12 protein-coding genes and 1 pseudogene are annotated in these 15,074 nt (G+C 37.0%); 7 read left to right on the top strand and 6 right to left on the bottom strand.

What is annotated here, in order from left to right; genetic code table 11:
* Nucleotides 1-44: 44 nt before the first annotated feature.
* Entirely contained in the window at nt 45-1,007 is a 963-nt protein-coding gene (locus tag ACJ5H0_RS00065) for an aldo/keto reductase (protein WP_411246634.1), read from the top strand.
* An 89-nt stretch (nt 1,008-1,096) separates the two neighbouring features.
* Here ACJ5H0_RS00065 and ACJ5H0_RS00060 read toward each other — a convergent pair whose 3' ends face one another.
* Nucleotides 1,097-1,447 (bottom strand): winged helix-turn-helix transcriptional regulator, encoded by a 351-nt coding sequence (locus tag ACJ5H0_RS00060; RefSeq protein ID WP_411246633.1) that lies wholly within the window; start codon nt 1,445-1,447, stop codon nt 1,097-1,099.
* A 199-nt stretch (nt 1,448-1,646) separates the two neighbouring features.
* Here ACJ5H0_RS00060 and ACJ5H0_RS00055 point away from each other — a divergent pair, with 199 nt between their 5' ends.
* The 6 genes from ACJ5H0_RS00055 (at nt 1,647) to ACJ5H0_RS00030 (ending at nt 6,015) form a co-directional block, all read left to right on the top strand.
* Nucleotides 1,647-2,603 (top strand): NADP-dependent oxidoreductase, encoded by a 957-nt coding sequence (locus ACJ5H0_RS00055; RefSeq protein WP_411246632.1) that lies wholly within the window; start codon nt 1,647-1,649, stop codon nt 2,601-2,603.
* Nucleotides 2,604-2,709: 106 nt separating this feature from the next.
* Nucleotides 2,710-3,459, top strand: a complete 750-nt coding sequence (locus ACJ5H0_RS00050) for an SDR family NAD(P)-dependent oxidoreductase (protein WP_411246631.1) — start codon at nt 2,710-2,712, stop codon at nt 3,457-3,459.
* 93 nt (nt 3,460-3,552) lie between these two features.
* The gene (locus ACJ5H0_RS00045; RefSeq protein WP_411246630.1) at nt 3,553-4,329 is read left to right on the top strand and encodes a carbon-nitrogen hydrolase family protein; all 777 of its coding nucleotides are present in this window, start codon (nt 3,553-3,555) and stop codon (nt 4,327-4,329) included.
* A gap of 720 nt (nt 4,330-5,049) precedes the next feature.
* Entirely contained in the window at nt 5,050-5,442 is a 393-nt protein-coding gene (locus tag ACJ5H0_RS00040) for a hypothetical protein (protein ID WP_411246629.1), read from the top strand.
* A gap of 148 nt (nt 5,443-5,590) precedes the next feature.
* Nucleotides 5,591-5,812 (top strand): response regulator transcription factor, encoded by a 222-nt coding sequence (locus ACJ5H0_RS00035; protein ID WP_411248025.1) that lies wholly within the window; start codon nt 5,591-5,593, stop codon nt 5,810-5,812.
* Complete coding sequence (locus ACJ5H0_RS00030) at nt 5,779-6,015, top strand: hypothetical protein (RefSeq protein ID WP_411246628.1); 237 nt, start codon at nt 5,779-5,781, stop codon at nt 6,013-6,015. Before ACJ5H0_RS00035 ends, ACJ5H0_RS00030 begins: the two co-directional genes overlap by 34 nt.
* A 493-nt stretch (nt 6,016-6,508) precedes the next feature.
* Here ACJ5H0_RS00030 and ACJ5H0_RS00025 read toward each other — a convergent pair whose 3' ends face one another.
* The 5 genes and pseudogenes from ACJ5H0_RS00025 to ACJ5H0_RS00005 form a co-directional block, all read right to left on the bottom strand.
* Nucleotides 6,509-7,276, bottom strand: coding sequence for a 4-hydroxy-tetrahydrodipicolinate reductase (locus ACJ5H0_RS00025; RefSeq protein WP_411246627.1), 768 nt, complete (start codon nt 7,274-7,276; stop codon nt 6,509-6,511).
* Nucleotides 7,277-7,482: 206 nt separating this feature from the next.
* The gene (locus ACJ5H0_RS00020) at nt 7,483-8,931 is read right to left on the bottom strand and encodes a TolC family protein (RefSeq protein ID WP_411246626.1); all 1,449 of its coding nucleotides are present in this window, start codon (nt 8,929-8,931) and stop codon (nt 7,483-7,485) included.
* Nucleotides 8,918-12,035, bottom strand: a pseudogene (locus ACJ5H0_RS00015) (efflux RND transporter permease subunit). Before ACJ5H0_RS00015 ends, ACJ5H0_RS00020 begins: the two are co-directional and overlap by 14 nt.
* 17 nt (nt 12,036-12,052) lie before the next feature.
* Nucleotides 12,053-13,141, bottom strand: coding sequence for an efflux RND transporter periplasmic adaptor subunit (locus ACJ5H0_RS00010; protein ID WP_411246625.1), 1,089 nt, complete (start codon nt 13,139-13,141; stop codon nt 12,053-12,055).
* Nucleotides 13,142-14,883: 1,742 nt separating this feature from the next.
* Nucleotides 14,884-15,074 (bottom strand): tyrosine-type recombinase/integrase (locus ACJ5H0_RS00005; RefSeq protein WP_411246624.1); only part of this gene is annotated, 191 nt, incomplete at its 5' end.

The raw sequence follows: 15,074 nt of genomic DNA, 5'->3' as shown, positions 1-15,074 counted from the left end.
GCTGCTTTCTACAACTAACTTTGCTGCAAAGTAAATGTAAAAATATGAAATACAAGTTATTTGGATCAAAAACTGGGCTTTATGCCAGTGAAATAATACTGGGAGCTGCCAACTTTGGAACAAGAAAAGGCTATGGTGCAGACCAGCAGGAATCAGAAAAGATTCTAAAAGCTTACACAGAGGCCGGTGGTAATTTTATCGATATTTCGGATGTTTACCAATTTGGAGAGGCGGAAGAAATCGTGGGTAATTTTACGCAAGGTCAGCGGAGCAATTTTATTATCTGCTCAAAATACACCAGAAGCAGTGACCCCAGCCCGGCCATCAGTAATTTTGGCAATAACCGCAAGTCTATGCGGCAGGCTGTAGAACAGAGTCTGAAAAGGCTGAAGACAGATTATATTGATATTTATATGCCTCATTATGATGACGCGGTAACTCCCTTTGAAGAAATAGCCATTGGGCTACAGGATCTGATTCGCGATGGAAAAATACTGTATGCTGGACTTACGAATTTTCCAGCATGGAAGGCATCATCCATTGCATCATCAATAAAACTTTCTGCATTGCAAGTTGAGTATAATTTATTGCAGCGTACAGCAGACCGTGAACTGATCCCGATGGCAAAAGAATTTGGTCTTGGTGTGATGATGTACTCGCCTTTGGCGGGCGGACTGCTTACCGCAAAATACAGAAAGGGAGAAGCAGGGCGCATCAGTCATTCTACTGATGCTGAATATTCGGAAGACGAAAAAACCAAACTGATCATTGATGGACTGGTAGCAATTGCAGAAAAATATGAAGCTACGCCTGGCCAGATTGCGTTTGCATGGACTTTATCCAATAATGCATTTCCCTTGCTTGGAGCACGAAATATCAATCAGTTTGAGCAAAGCATTAGAGCTGCTGAAATCAATTTGACAGCTGAAGAATTAGCACATTTAGATGCCTTAAGCTCTATTAGTTTGGGGTATCCGCACGATCTGTTGAATACTGTACGGGGTTGATTAGAATGATCAACCGACTGTAAATATGAAAGAAGTAATCTGAAAGGCTACTTCTTTCATATTTACACTTTAAAAATTATTATTTGAATCTAACTTTTATCGGTTATCAGTCTTTTATGCTTCTTTCCCCACTCGATCATATCGGTAATTAAAGCTCCATATTCCTTTGCATACTCTGTAAACTCATATTCTATAATTGATGGGAAATCTATGTCAACTTTACGCGTGATCAGTTTATTGGCTTCCAGCTCCTTTAAATTTAGTGATAACATTCGTTTGGTAATTGTGGGAATACTATTTTCGATATCACTGAAACGCTTATTACCATTACATATTGAGTAAATTATAGGCAGTTTCCACTTACCTCCGACCACATAAATTGTATCCTGCAATGCTTTAATATCCTGAGCATCGATTGTAGTTTTTGCACATTGTTTCATATCCTTATCCTTTATATTCGGTTATCATTACAAATTTGCCGTCATTCAAGAGGCTTTTATTTTTTAGTCCCGAGTATCAGCCATGATACTGGTTACAAAGTTATACCTAATTGCTTATAACTTTGCATAAGAAATTGAGATAAAGATCAAAATTTTATCAATTTATTCACAGCCTCAACAACATTATATAATTATTCAAATGAAAGCAGTCATACTAAAAAATCAGGGAGATATTGACCAATTAACTATGGTAGAGCTTCCTATTCCGACACCCAATGAAGATGAGGTGCTCATTAAAGTACATGCAATAAGCATTAATCCCACAGATATCTATGCACGGCAAAACCCTGCATTAGACTACATATTTAACAATGAAACCCCCAAAATATTGGGTTGGGATATTTCGGGTGTCATTGAAACTGTAGGAAACAATGTCAATACATTTACTGTTGGTGATGAGGTGTTTGGTCTACTCAATTTTCCAACTTTTACAACAGCCGGACACGCTAAAGCTTATGCAGAATATGTAGCTGCTAATATAGCTGATATTACAATAAAACCTGATAATATCTCCCATGATGAAGCTGCTGCTGCAGGTATGGCAGCATTAACTACCTGGCAACCGCTCATTAAAAATCCTATAAAAATAGGCGATCGTGTACTTATAACCGCAGCAGGTGGAGGTGTGGGACATTTTGCAGTGCAGTTTGCCAAATATTTTGGTGCTTATGTTATTGCTGTAGCTTCCGGATCAAAAAAGGATTTGGTGATGAATCTCGGAGCAGATGAATTTATCGATTATCAAAAGACTGACTTCCTAGAGGTAACCGAACCAGTAGACTATGTTATTGAAGGGTTGCGGGATGAGCATATCCAAAAAACCCTTAGTATAGTGAAAAAGGGAGGTACATTATTAAGCCTATGGTCTCACATTGAGGGAAGCAAATGGGAAAAGCGTGCTAAAGAATTAGATGTGCATGCGTACTATAATGCTGTTGTTTCAAACGGGAAAGATATGACCGCCATTGCAGGATTAATGAAAGAAGGTTTAGTAAAATCACATGTTTCCAAGAAGTTTAAACTTGAAGAAATAGCACAGGCTCATACAGAACTTGAAAAAAATCACACTGCAGGTAAAATTATCGTCTATCCGTAACAATAAAGCTTTAATGAAAGTCTTAGAAATTCTACAGGTTCAATGTTACAAGCATTAGATTATCTATAAACTGATATTAACGAACTTAAAATAAAATTTAAATAAAATGTCAAAATTAAAAGGAAAAGCAGCCTTCGTTACTGGAGGAACTCGCGGAATGGGAAAAGCAATTGTAGAACGCCTTGCAAAAGAAGGCGCAATGGTTGCCTTCACTTATTTAAACTCAGAAAGCAGCGCCCAGCAAATCGTATATGATATTGTTGAGGCCGGAGGAAAAGCATTAGCCATAAAAGCTAATGGAGCAATTCAAGGTGCGGTAGAAAATGCAATCGATGCTGCTGCTGAAGTATTTGGTGAGATCAATATTTTAGTAAATAATGCTGCAGTAGCTGTAAATGGCCCCATTGAAACAGCAAACGAAAGAGCAGAAGCATATAATAAGCAGATCGATGTAAATATTCGTTCAGTTGCTGAAGCCGTTAGAACAGCACAGAAATATATGCCTGACGGAGGGAGAATTATCAACATTGCTTCCGTTGGTGGAATCAGGATCGGTAGTCCTGGTATGTCGGATTACATCGCCACAAAAGCCGCTGTTTCTGCCTATACCAGAGGTTTAGCTTGGGATCTTGCTCCCAGAAAAATTACAGTGAACAGTGTAGAGCCGGGAGCTACTGAAACAGATATGCTGATTAATGCCGATGAAAATATACGTCAGTATCTCATGGATTCTATTCCGTTAAAGCGTTTTGCACTTCCAGAGGAAGTAGCGTCTCTAGTTAATTTCCTGGCTGGTGATGAAGCAGGATATATTACAGGCAGCAGCTTTAAAATCGATGGTGGAATTTCAGCATAATTAATGACACTGCACTGTAAGAGGACAAGAATTTTAAGTAAACTTTGTCCTCTTACTTTAAATAACCTATTTTACATAAATAAAAAAGTAATCATGAAAGTTACAGTATGTGAACTCAGTAATGATAGAAAAGAATTTTTAAAAGATTGGCGAACACTTCAAGACCATCTTGTTCATAATAAGACAGATTTATTACTCTTACCTGAAATGCCTTTTTATTCCTGGTTTGCAATTAACAAGGAGGTTTCACAAGATATACAGCAAAAAAGTGTAGAACAACATCAACTTTGGATAAAAGAAGTAGAAAAGCTTGAAGCAAAGTATATTGTTTATTCTGCCCCAGAAATTGTTGATACAAAATTTTATAATACGGCATTTGTATTTCAAAGAGGAAAAGGACATCGAAGAATTCATACCAAATCGCTTTTTCCTGAAGAAGATCATTTTTGGGAAGAAAGCTGGTTCGACAGAGAAGATAATATTTCCTTTGAGACAGTTCAGCTTGATGAATTGAAAATTGGCGTGCTCATGTGTACTGAGCTTTGGTTCACAGAATACGCCCGTCGCTATGGAAAACAAAATGCAGATATATTATTATGCCCCAGGGCGACAGGAAAATCCTCTGTTGAACAATGGCTAACTTGTGGAAAAGCATCCGCAATTATATCTGGAACATATTGTTTAAGTTCAAACAGATCAGGGAAAAATGATGAATTCGAATGGGGTGGCACCGGTTGGATAATTGAGCCGGTTACAGGGAATGTCTTAGAATATACCGCACCGGATAGAAAATTTGTTACATATTCAATAGATTTGAAAAGATCAGTAGAAGCTAAGAAGGAATACCCACTTAATGTTAACGGTTTCTAATTTTAATTTTATCTTGGGCAGACTTTGCTTTAATCCACGTTAAATGATATTCCTTAAGGCAAAAGATGTTAGCTTACCTTTTTATTTTCCGGAGTAGGAAAATAATAAGATTCAACGATAGAGAAAAAATGGTAAAAGTAAGGAAGTAACCCTTTAGGGTTGTGATAGATGAACAAAAATAATAGTTTTTAAACCGATGATAGGATAAGTTAGTAGCATCTTTATAACCACAACATCTTCAAGACAATCAAAAATTCCCGTCAAGAGCGGTAGAAAAGCCATTAAGAATAAAATCTGAGATTTAATCTTATTTTTTTCAAGCAGCCTAACAATGAAAATTGTAAATGTGATGACATAAAATAAGATAAAAGGCAAATCTCCGAAAAGCTCGAGATAAAGGTAAATAGATCGTCCTGACTCACCCAACTGTTCAATTAGACTATTAACATCATTTAAGCCGTATCCGCTAAATCTCATATCCAAAAAACTCTCTACCGCCTATTTGTTGTTGCAGATTTGGAATGATAAAAAAAGTCATGACACTGAAGATGGACAATAACGGAATTAAAAATATCCAGAAATTATTGGTTAAACAAAAGTTTATATTTTTTGCTTCATATTTTTATTTATTACATTTATTAACGATACGGGATAAATTACCATAGATTTAGTAATTTTGACAAAGACAAACAGGGCTTACAACCTAAAAAATAGTAAAAAATGACCATTTTTTCAGCGACTGATGATCAGGTCTCAGATATCCTTTTTGACCAGACGTTTAAAGGCGAACTTGATCCTAAAATGTCATTGGAAAAGTATAGGCATGTCGCATTTATATTTTCAGTCCTGCAAAACTCCACGACAGTTCTTACCAATTTAAAATCAAAAGAAAAATATGTGTATCACGGAGGATTGTCCTTATATTTTGGTATTGCTAAAGAAAAATCAAGTTCTATTCAAAGTTCAGTTGGAACCGACAGTATTCTACCGCTTATCCATCCTGAAGACCATAGAACAAGACATCTCTTTGAGCTAAAATTATTCCATTTTCTAAATGATAAAAGTTCAAAAGAGAGACTGGACTTCCATAAAATTATTGATATTAGAGTTTAAATAAAGACCAAAAATATATTCCTATTGAACTGAAAATATTCTTCGCATCCTCTACTGACAGCATCCAACTAATTTTATATCAGTACAGTTTTAGCAGTGGTGTAAATCATCCTTCTATGCCTGTAATCATTAATTAAGTAACGGTCAAATTCTTTCTGATCATAATTTCAATACAAGAAAAATCCTTACAAAAAGAGAGATACAAATTTTAAAAGAAATAGCAGTCGGCAGAGCCAGCAAAGAAATTTCTCAAAAACTTTTTATCAGCAAGAACACAGTTGATCGCCACAGGCAGAACATTATGGAGAAACTTCGAGTAAAAAGCGCGCTTGAAGCATGTCATATAGCAAGTATGATGAGGATTATTTAGAATTTCAACTTTACAAATTAAATTTCATCCTTGTAAATCCTAGATATTATGATTTTGAAACGGCTATTCAAGAAATTGATAAAAAATATTGGTTATCTGCTTCCTCTCAATTTGAAAATATGGCAAGAATAAGCCTTTACCTATATTCATTGCAAGGTAATAGAAGTATTAAAAATGAAAGGCGAAGAACCTTCAGAAATTAAAGTATTACAAATTCACAATTTAAAAGAATATATATTAATCCAAATGATTACAGAATTATAAAAAACAGATGAACTTCAGCCCTTTCCTAGCTATACAGTACGATTATAGCGATGAATGCCTTATTTAGTTGGAAGCTTTACAACCAATTAATGACAAGTCCTATTATTCCTATATTTTAGTAAATCCCAATTGTTAGCTGATAAAATAGTTAAGTATTCTTTTTTGTGATCTAATTTTTGAAAATGAAATTTATACATTATCAATATTTTGCTGTGTTTTTGCATTAATTACACCATTTAGATTATGTAAGATCATATCTTCTATATCAAGTTCAATATCATTTATTAATGGGACATGCCCGTTGAACATTAAATTGAAATGTAGACATCAAAGATCCTGAGGACAGAAAATTAGCTGACAGCATCATCCGATCGCAACAAAGGGAAATTGATGAGATGAACAGAATGATCGAGAGATTACGCTGATGCATCATTAGGATAATGAGCTGGCCTGACCGAAAAAATAAGGGCGAAGTATATCTTCAAAATTGTAAAAGCCTTCTTTTTTGTCTTTTATATTCTCCGCTACAAACAATGCTCCGCTTCCAAATGCTTCACGGGATATGGATTCGTGAACAAGTCTCACGGTCTGGTAAGGAAATCCGAAGATGACCTCGTGTTTTCCAACAATACCTCCTGCACGGACCGAATTGATCGATTCGGTCTCCAGGTCTAATGTTTCGGCAATTCTCACAGCTGTGCCTGATACGCCGGATTTGGCCTTAAAGTGTTCTTCGATCAATTCGATATCGACACCCGGGGCAATATTTTTCAACAGCGAGGCGGCGAAAAGAAGGTAATTGACACCTAAAGTGATATTGGGAGACCAGAATACCGTTGTAGTTTTAGCAAGTTGTTTTAAAAAGGTAATCTGATCGTCGTGATAATGCGAGATGGCAGAGATGATCTTGACTCCGTGACGCGCGGCTGAGCTTCCGTACTGAAAAATACTTTCAGCATCTGAAAAATCTACAATGATATCAACAGGATGCATCCCAAAAAATCGATCCATCTCCATCTCTGATCTCGAATAAATAATACTTTCGTCATCAACTTCTATATTCAAAGCTTCTTTGGCTGTTGACAGTCCTGGTTCACTTTTGTTTTTTAACACCCACTCTAATGAAAAATCCTTACTGCTAAGAATTACATTAGCTACGGCTTTCCCGGCTTTTCCAAAACCTATAAGACCTATTTTCATAATCATATATAATTTAAATGGACAATGATCTGTTTCAAAACAGCGAACCATGCCCTGTTAGTCATTTAGATGATAGGTAATGTACAAAAAAAAAAATTAATCGGTTCGTCCACACTTAATCTGAAACCTTTAAGTCAACAGATAAAAAGTGATTACTTATCATTAACGTTTTTGCTACCGGATCCTCTCTTGATAAATCATATAACTTATTGCAGCCTTCCTCCTAAAGCTTTGAACAGCAATACATTATTCCTTGTATTCTCATGCTGGAATCTAAGCAGATCCAGTTCTGCCTGAAGCTTGCTTCTTTGAGCATTGATTAATTCAAAATAATTGGCGTAGCCCGTAATGTACAAATCATTGGAAACTTCAATTCCTTTATCAAGAAATCGCACTTCCTCTTCTTTTAAATCCAGAACGCTATGAAATATTTTGGTTTGTTTCAAAATAGACTGAAGTTCGTTAAAGGCCATGGTTACACTTTTCTGATAATTTAAAAAAGCGATTTCCTGCTCACTATTGGCAATATTGAATTCATATTTCAATTGTCCTTTATTGAAAACAGGAACCATCAATCCACCTAAAAGCTGGCCTGCCAAAGAAGCCGGTTTAAAAAATGTTTCCGCTGAAAAAGAATTTAATCCGAAGGTCGCACCCAGATCAATCCTGGGATAAAATGCGGCTCTTGCCGCTTTTGCATCAGCATGTGAAGCCTGCAATGTATAGTAATTAGAAACAACATCCGGCCTCGAATGAATGATTGCATCCACATTGATGTTCTTATTCAAAATCTCAAAATTAGTTGACAGAAGTTTCGAACCTCTTTCAATTTCACCGCCGTAGACACCTGTCAAAGTTGCAATAGCTTGTTTTACCGTTACAATTTCGACTTTTATGTGTTCGATTTCCGCCAGCCAGTTGTTGTTCTGAGCCTTAAACTGCTGAACGGCAAGCTCGGTGACTTTCCCAACTTCACGCTGAGCCTTAATGATCTCAAAAGCCCTTTTCTGCAAATTATAATTGTCCTGATAGATTTTCAAACGTTTGTCCAGCGCGATCAGATCATAATAGAGATTGGCGATATCTGTAAACAGATCAATCTGGATCAGTTTCAAACCCTCTTCCGAAGCCAGAAATTTATTCTGTGCAGAAAGCTTTTTGTTTTTCAACTTTCCCCAGGCATCGATTTCCCAGCTGCTTCTTGCGCCCATCCAGTAATTCGGTGTAAAATCAGTATTGATCTTCTGCTGTTCGGTGATGTTTGAAGAAAGGTTGGTATCATAGTTCCCCACGCCTTCCATTGTATATTTTCCATAACGGTCACCAGATATAGTCGCTCCGACATCTAAAGACGGAAGCAGGTCTGTCCTCGAACGTTTCAGAAAACTGTTCGCCATTTCCACACGTTGCTGAGCAATTTTAAAATCCGGATTGGCCTGTTTTACCTGTTCAAAAAGTTTCAGAAGATTCCGGTCTGTGAAGTAAGTATTTAAATCAATTCCTGTAAAATCTCCGCTGTTCACGATAGTTTCCGAGTTTTGTAATTCCGGGGTTTCTTTTAATTCTCTTATGGCGGTTACTTTTGGGACTGCACAAGATTTTAGCGCTAATGCTGTTACACTCCAAACTACAAGTTTTAATTTATTTGATTTCATTCTTCTTTCTGTTTTCAAGGGTTGCGAAAAAAATGTATAATCCCGGAATGATTACCAGTCCGAAAACGGTTCCGATCAGCATTCCCCCGGCTGCCGCCGTTCCGATCGAACGGTTTCCGATGGCCCCCGCTCCGGAAGCGACACACAGCGGAATCAAACCTGCAATAAATGCAAAGGATGTCATCAGGATTGGACGAAGACGCTGTTTTGCGCCCTCAATTGCTGCAGGGATAATAGCATTGCCTTCTTTATGACTGGCGACAGCAAATTCTACAATCAGTATGGCATTTTTAGCCAGTAGCCCGATCAGCATGACCAAGGCAACCTGAGCGTAAATATTGTTATCCAATCCGCAGACCAGTAACGCTATGTAAGAACCGAAAATTCCGGTTGGTAAACTCAATAAAACCGGCATTGGTAAAACGAAACTTTCATATTGAGCAGCCAATAAAAGATACACAAAAACCAGACAGACAATAAAGATATAAATGGTCTGGTTACCCGATAAGATCTCTTCCCGTGTCATTCCCGACCACTCGATTTCAAAACCTTTCGGTAGGCTTTGTTCAGCTACTTTTTCAACCGCTGCAATGGCATCTCCTGAACTGTATCCTTCGGAAGGTTCACCGTTGATCATCGCGGACATATACATGTTATATCGTGTTAAAACTTCCGGTCCATAAACTCTTTCAATTGTTAGGAAGGTTGAAAAAGGAACCATTTCGCCTTTGTCATTTTTTAAGTATAAATTCAGGATGCTTTCAGGAGTTTCACGGTATTCAGGACTTGCCTGGACCATCACTTTATACATCTGTCTGAATCTAATGAAATTGGTGGCATAATAAGAGCCTAACATCGTCTGCAAAGTGGACATAGCATTATCCACAGAGATTCCTTTTTTTTGCCGCCATGTCATAATCGATATTGATCATGTACTGCGGGAAAGTGGCATCAAAACTTGTGAAGCTGTTTTTCAGTTCGGGTGCTTCATTCAGTTTTTTGACAAAATCTTTGGTGATATTATCCATATTTTCAATGGTTCCGCCTGTTCTGTCAAGCAGACGAAGTTCAAAACCACTCGTATTACCGAATCCCGGAACGGTAGGCGGTGCAAAGACTTCGATTTCTGCATCGGAGATTCCCTTTGTTTTTTCAATAAGTTCCTTAGTAAAATCCTCAACAGACTTGTTTCTTTCTTTCCAGTCTCTGAGATTGATCATCGCCATACCATATGACGAGCCTGCTATTTCCGTCACTACATTATATCCCGCTAAGGTCGTTACGTTTTCTACCCCATCGATTTTTTTGGCAATCGCCGTAATTTCATCCAGGACTTTTTCCGTTCGTTCAACAGTCGCACCTTGAGGAGTTGTAACGCTCACGTAGGCCATTCCCTGGTCTTCCATCGGGATAAAGCCTGAAGGCAGGAATTTAGAAGTCAATCCGATCAGGAAAACAAATAAGAACAGGAGTCCGAAAGTGACCATCGTTCTTGTAGCAAATTTTGACAAGATGTTCACATATCCGTTGGTTACTTTTTCCAGTAAAATATTGAATTTATTGAAGAATTTATCAATAAAACTTTTCTTTTTATCGTGATTATGAGGTTTTAAAATCAAAGCACATAAAGCCGGAGTCAGTGTCAAGGCATTGATCCCCGAGATCACGATGCTTATCGCCAGCGTTAAGGAGAACTGTCTATAGAAAACGCCGACCGGACCATCCAGAAATGCCACCGGAACAAACACTGCCGACATGACCAAGGTGATCGCCACGACCGCCCCTGCAATTTCTTTGGTTGCAATAACCGTAGCCTGGTAAGGCGGAAAACCTTCTTCCATTTTAACATGGACTGCCTCAACAACGACAATTGCATTATCAACGACAATACCTATAGCTAAAACCAACGCAAAAAGTGTCAATAGATTGACGGAGAAATCAAGCATATCCATAAATGCAAATGTTCCTACCAATGCCACAGGAACTGCCAAAACAGGAATCAATGTAGAACGCCAATCCTGAAGGAAAAGAAATACGACAATAGCTACCAGAATAAAGGCTTCCAATAAAGTATACAATACCGCACTGATAGAAGCGTCGAGGAATCTCGAAACATCATACGCCATATTGTAATCCATTCCCGGAGGAAAAGAATTGACTTTCAGTTCGGCCATTTTATCCTTTACATTCTGGATGACTTCAGAAGCATTTGAACCAGGTCTCTGTTTTAACATAATCGATGCTGAAGGCCTCCCGTCGGTCTTTGAAACCATTCCATAAGTCATTGCTCCAAATTCCACTTTGGCAATATCTTTCAGCTTTAAAATCGTTCCTTCTTCATCGGCCCTCACCGGGATTTCTTCGTACTGTTTAGGCTCAAAAAATTTACCTTTATATTTTACTACATATTGTAGCTGACCAGCTTTTTTTCCGGATGATTCCCCAACTTTTCCGGGAGCTGCGGAAATATTCTGCTTCTGAAGGGAATTCACCACTTCATCCGCCGAAATATTGTACGCTGCCATTTTCTGAGGGTCAAGCCAGACCCGCATCGAATATTCTTTCTGCCCCATAATTTCGGCACGGCCTACTCCATCCAGACGTTTCAGTTCCTGGAGAACATTGATGTCTGTAAAATTGTAAATAAACTGCTCATCCTGACTGGGGTCTGTACTGGTGATGTTAAGATACATCAACATACTGTTCACCTCTTTTTCAGTAGTGACTCCAGCCCTGATCACTTCTTCGGGTAATTCGTCCAGGATTGTAGTAACCCTGTTCTGAACATTGACGGCCGCCAGATCAGGATCCGTTCCGACCTCGAAGAACACCTGGATCAACGTCAAACCGTCATTGGAAGTCACGGTTGACATATAGGTCATTCCCGGAACCCCATTGATGGCACGTTCCAAAGGCAGTGCGACTGCATCTGCAGAAACTTCTGCATTTGCTCCGGTATACTTAGCCGTCACCGTTACCGAAGGCGGAACGATATCTGGAAATTGGGTGATCGGCATCTTCATTAAGGCCATAATTCCTACCAAAACAAAGACAATGGAAATCACTAACGAAAGAACCTTTCGCTTTATAAACATTTCTACCATTATTGATTATTTAAGAATTAAAGTCTGTTTTTAATTATGATCTGATCTCCGTCTTTCAGCGATTGTGTGCCTTCGTAAATAATCAAATCTCCTTTTTTGAGGCCACTTTCCACGAGGTATGAATCTTTTAGAGCCGGTCCGACCTCGATGTTGGTCATCTTCACTTTGTTGTTCTTATCCACCTTAAAAATGTAAGTTTTATCCTGAATGGAAAATGTTGCTTTCTGAGGGATCATCATGGCATTATTCTGAACTTCCGAAATAGAAAGTTTTCCGGACGCCCCGTGTTTGATCAGATGATTAGGATTTGGAAACAGAACTTTATAGCGAATGGAACCCGTTGCCCTGTCTATCTCACTTTCAGCGGACTTCAAAGTACCGCTAAACTTATAAGCTGCACCATTAGGCAATGTCAATTCAATTTTCTGGTGTTTTCCCAATTTGTCATGAGCCAACAATTCAAAATACTGATTTTCTGGAATCGAAAAATAAGCATACACTTCATCGAGCTGCGATAGGGTGGTGAGCAATGCTCCGTTGGTCACGAGACTTCCGTCTTTATGCGGGATGATATCCAAAACACCGTCGAAGGGTGCTTTAATGGTTGAAAAATTGATTTTTTGAAGCACAGCTTTTCTTTCAGCATCGGCAATTGCATACTTTGCCCTTGCAGATGATAGCTTAGCTTTGGCCAGCTCCAATTCATTATCGGCTACAAATTTTTTGTTGTGCAAACTCTGGACCTGCTTCAGCTCTACTTCCGCAATACGAACATCGGCCAGAGTTTGTTTTAGGCTTGCAGTTGCCTTCAGCAATTCAACCTGAAGCTCAGCATCACTGATCTTAAACAATGCCTGACCCTTTTTTACAAACTGACCTTCGTTGACATAGATCTTCTGAATGATACCACCCAGTCGTGAACGTATTTCAACATTTCTTTTAGCCTGGATATCGGTCACAAACTGATTCGTTACTAAAGTATCTTTCTGCTTTACGACATAAACAGGCACTTCTTTACTGCTTTTATTTTTATTCTGATGTTTTTTACTACACGACCAAGTGCATATCAATGCAAGACTGCACCATATTAGATTTTTTGTTTTCATTGAAAAATTCTTTATTACTAAACCTGATTAAACAATAACATTTAGTAATTTTCAGAAAAGTTGCAGTAAATGCAAATAGGATGTAAAGAAAGAATAAATGGGCTTAGAAGAAATACCGTAAAAAACCTCGCAGATTTCAAAACGTTGGTTTTTGAAACTTTCACAATCCCCATCAGTATCAAAGGAGCTTAAAAATTTAGAAAAATTCTTACTGCAAATGGGAAGCGCTTTTACGCTTTTAAAGGATTTCGAATAAGCATTAAAACCTTTCTGAACAGAATATTCAGTCGTCAAAATATTCGCAATAGACATTTTGGTCCATTTCGAATTAACAAGTGTAAAAAGTGTAAGAATGTATATGAATACGGACGACCTGAATACCATTATTTAAAGAAAATTTAAAAACTCCTATTCAGAAATGAGTTTATACAAAGATAGCAGATTTAATTTTAATCTTTTTTTTAATTACTGTTAATTTTTCATTAAAAATTACAAATATTAGTTAAAACAAATAGAGAAAGAAATTTTATCAAAATAATAATTTAAATAGGAACCGCTCTCACTGAGTGAAAACTATATTAATATCTTATCGAATGTAGTATCCGGGACACTTCCTAAATGAGTTTCAATCTGATAATCAATTAGAACGGGTTTTAGTTTATCATAACCCATATTAATAGTTGCATCACCGTCCTCGATTGGAATCCAACAACTTACGGAAGGTTTATCAATTACTATAGATTTATTTTTTCAATAAACCATTCTAACAAAGTATATTCGTAACAGGAAAATTACTACGATGATTTCCTTACTATTTCAATCACATTGATAGTGAAATTACATAATTCTATATTTGTAGAAATTAGCAGTTCATCAAATTTTCTTCAAATTAAGAGATGTGAATTTCAATTTGTCTAACAAAAAATTAGACCTTGTCTCCTAATCTTCGATTCCAAAAAATCTGTTCGCATCAAAGTCCGGTTTGTTATGAATGAATTGATTTCTTAAAAAGTTCAAAAACTATGGTGAAAAGTTTAGAATGATTTTGTGCTAAAGTTGCTGCCGCAGCTGTTTTGGTGTGTTTCTATATTTCTGTTTAAATGATGGATAAAATGAACTGGAGTTTCAAAACCTACTTCATACGCTATTTCCGTAACGTTCTTTTCTGTGTTTTTTAATAATTCGTAAGACTATTCCAGGCGGCGCTGCATAATCCATTTTCCGGGATTGGTTTTGAAGGTCTGCACAATTTTCTTTTAAACGTTGATAAACTGCAGTTGGCCAGAAAAGCATATTGCTCAAGGGAAATATTTTCTTTTTAATTGTTCTGCATTAATGTAACCAAATCTGAATTCTTATCTTGCTGAAGCCTCCAAAATTCGGACATTATTATTTGTTAACTATTTTATTTAACTTATCAAGGTAAATTCTTATAAAACTTACTTAATACATTAATTAAACATTCTATATTTTTTTAATTCAATCTTAAGAAAAGACAATAAAAGTAAACTAATATCAAATTATTTCAATTTTTACTATTCTGAATATTTAAAAATTAAATTGTAGAATATAACAAATAAATCTTTGATTAACCAGTTCCTTTTTAATTTGGCTCAACGAACCAAATCGTCTATCAAAGTGTTTGAAGATACGCTTGTCTTGGTCCCTTGACAGGAATTATTTTAGACTTTCGTTTTCAATTAATGACTGTTTTACCAAGATAATTGAGCAAGAAATAACGTCTATTTTTGTTCTCCAAGTTTACCTTTTAGAGTTAACATGTCTTTACTCAATTTTTCATCCAAAATCTTAGCATATTGTTGTGTAGTTTTAATATTTTTATGCCCCAGCATTTTGCTCACGCTTTCAATCGGTACTCCATTAGACAATGTAACAGTAGTAGCAAAAGTATGTCTTGCTATATGAAATGTCA

This window comes from Chryseobacterium proteolyticum (genome assembly GCF_046591535.1).
Lineage (GTDB): Bacteria > Bacteroidota > Bacteroidia > Flavobacteriales > Weeksellaceae > Chryseobacterium > Chryseobacterium proteolyticum.
The sequence above is the reverse complement of the archived record's forward strand: the minus strand, read 5'-3'. Positions and strand labels throughout refer to the sequence as shown.

What these genes read in the sequence shown, in the direction of transcription:
- ACJ5H0_RS00050 (WP_411246631.1), top strand. Translation starts at nt 2,710, where the DNA reads ATGTCAAAATTAAAAGGAAAAGCAGCCTTCGTTACTGGAGGAACTCGC.
- ACJ5H0_RS00060 (WP_411246633.1), bottom strand. Translation starts at nt 1,447, where the DNA reads ATGAAACAATGTGCAAAAACTACAATCGATGCTCAGGATATTAAAGCA.
- ACJ5H0_RS00040 (WP_411246629.1), top strand. Translation starts at nt 5,050, where the DNA reads ATGACCATTTTTTCAGCGACTGATGATCAGGTCTCAGATATCCTTTTT.
- ACJ5H0_RS00010 (WP_411246625.1), bottom strand. Translation starts at nt 13,141, where the DNA reads ATGAAAACAAAAAATCTAATATGGTGCAGTCTTGCATTGATATGCACT.
- ACJ5H0_RS00025 (WP_411246627.1), bottom strand. Translation starts at nt 7,276, where the DNA reads ATGAAAATAGGTCTTATAGGTTTTGGAAAAGCCGGGAAAGCCGTAGCT.
- ACJ5H0_RS00065 (WP_411246634.1), top strand. Translation starts at nt 45, where the DNA reads ATGAAATACAAGTTATTTGGATCAAAAACTGGGCTTTATGCCAGTGAA.
- ACJ5H0_RS00020 (WP_411246626.1), bottom strand. Translation starts at nt 8,931, where the DNA reads ATGAAATCAAATAAATTAAAACTTGTAGTTTGGAGTGTAACAGCATTA.
- ACJ5H0_RS00055 (WP_411246632.1), top strand. Translation starts at nt 1,647, where the DNA reads ATGAAAGCAGTCATACTAAAAAATCAGGGAGATATTGACCAATTAACT.
- ACJ5H0_RS00030 (WP_411246628.1), top strand. Translation starts at nt 5,779, where the DNA reads ATGTCATATAGCAAGTATGATGAGGATTATTTAGAATTTCAACTTTAC.
- ACJ5H0_RS00045 (WP_411246630.1), top strand. Translation starts at nt 3,553, where the DNA reads ATGAAAGTTACAGTATGTGAACTCAGTAATGATAGAAAAGAATTTTTA.